Source organism: Parafrankia soli (assembly GCF_001854695.1).
Classification (GTDB): domain Bacteria; phylum Actinomycetota; class Actinomycetes; order Frankiales; family Frankiaceae; genus Parafrankia; species Parafrankia soli.
This window is the reverse complement of record NZ_MAXA01000162.1, coordinates 1-1,591: the sequence shown is the minus strand read 5'-3', so window position 1 is coordinate 1,591 and position 1,591 is coordinate 1. Positions and strand designations below refer to the sequence as shown.

General features: G+C 67.4%; 2 protein-coding genes. One reads left to right on the top strand and one right to left on the bottom strand.

Features of this window, described 5'->3' with window-relative positions; all coding sequences use genetic code 11:
* Window positions 1-581: 581 nt before the first annotated feature.
* Window positions 582-1,010, top strand: a complete 429-nt coding sequence (locus BBK14_RS13985) for a hypothetical protein (protein WP_071062659.1) — start codon at window positions 582-584, stop codon at window positions 1,008-1,010.
* Between the two features lie 15 nt (window positions 1,011-1,025).
* Here the strand turns inward: BBK14_RS13985 and BBK14_RS13980 are convergent, their stop codons facing one another.
* Complete coding sequence (locus BBK14_RS13980; protein ID WP_071062658.1) at window positions 1,026-1,388, bottom strand: hypothetical protein; 363 nt, start codon at window positions 1,386-1,388, stop codon at window positions 1,026-1,028.
* Window positions 1,389-1,591: the final 203 nt, after the last annotated feature.

Genomic DNA, 1,591 nt, shown 5'->3' with positions numbered 1-1,591 from the left:
GCGCTGTTCCTGTGGGATATCCATGACGGATTTGCGTCGCTGCAGTTCCGCCGGATCGAGGAGTCGAGCTCGTGGCCGACCTGTGGAACCTGCCGCTCTGGCATCTGATCAACCAGGACGTACGCCGGACCCGGCGCCCGAGACCCCAACCGTCGACGAGATCATGGCCCGCTGGTGGCCCGGCAGCCACGACACCGACCCGGACACCGGCCGCCCCTGGACCTGGACCAGCGAGATCGTCGACCTCGCCCTACGCGACCGCGAACGGCTCGACTGGATCGCCGCCCACCACATGCACGAGCCGATCCTGGTCGGCTCCGATGGGCGTCCACCACCGTGTCGTCGTGGCCGCACGAACCGGTCAGAGGCGCACCGTCCAGCACGCCGAGGTGGCACCATGCGCCCATGCACGGCAGTGACGCAGCGGCGAAGGAGGTTCTCCGTGAACGGGGCGGGGCTGACGCCGCCCGGTGGCCGTGGCCCGGGCACGCTGCGGCCACCGGGCACGATTTCGGGCTTGAGCTGGACGTTATGATCAACGGCTCTGGGCTCCGATGACCGCGAGGGCAAGGGGAACATCGATGATCCCGGCCGAAGGCTACATCGCTCACTTCAAGGACGAGTCCACTGGCGGGCAGACGTCAGAGCATGTGATCGCATGGGACGAGGAGGGCTACGCGCTCGTCGTCAGCCCGAAGGCTGGACGCCTGGTCCGTGCCGCTGACCAGATCGGTTTCGAGAGGTTGGAGACCAACCTTCATCGTGGACACCTGGTTCCCGGCGGCGGATGGATGGCCACCGTCGGGAAAGGCGCAGCCAGCAAGACGGTGGCCGTCGTCGCATGGCGGATCGGGCCGGATGGCTACGGTGAGCCGCTTTTCCTCGACAGCGATGATTTCGGCGTCACGACAGTCACGGACTGGTACCGGGTATGGCATCCGGACCAGAGGAAACTGGCGGCGAGCGACGAGACTGATCGCCGCCAGCCGCCGACAGATACCGGATCCTGACCCGGCCCCCGCTTCTTACGACTGTGCCGCGCCACCGCGGTCGCCCTCGGCGCGCGCCGGAGTGCCGAACAGCCGGGCGAGGTACTCGGTGCGCAGAACACCGCGGCCGTCGGCGTCGATGTAGCCGACATCCTTGGTGAGATAGCCCTCGGGGTAGTCGTAGCCGGCGGAGGTGACCGCGCCGTTGCGGGTCCACCAGGCTTTGCGATGGGTGTCGCAGCGGTCGCAGGCGTGGATGACGTGGTAGGCGCGGGCCTCGCGGTCCCAGGTGGCGGTGTGGGGCTGCCAGCGGTGGCCCATGGTGCGGCACTCGACGAAACTGACGGGCAGCTCCTGCGCCCAAGACTCGATGCTGCGGCGGGGAGTCTGCTCGGGCATCGTCGGGAGCCTTTCTGCGAAGTTCGGCGGGCCGGTTCCGTGGCGGCGCCCAAGGTTGAGCGCATGGGGATCATGCCACTCGCAGGGACGTCCGACATCCTTAGGTAGCACCGGCGATGACCTGAGGCGGACACGCCTACGCCTCATCCGAAGCATGCGATCTAGCGTTTTCTAGCGTTCTACTGACGTAGAATGCCGTTAGG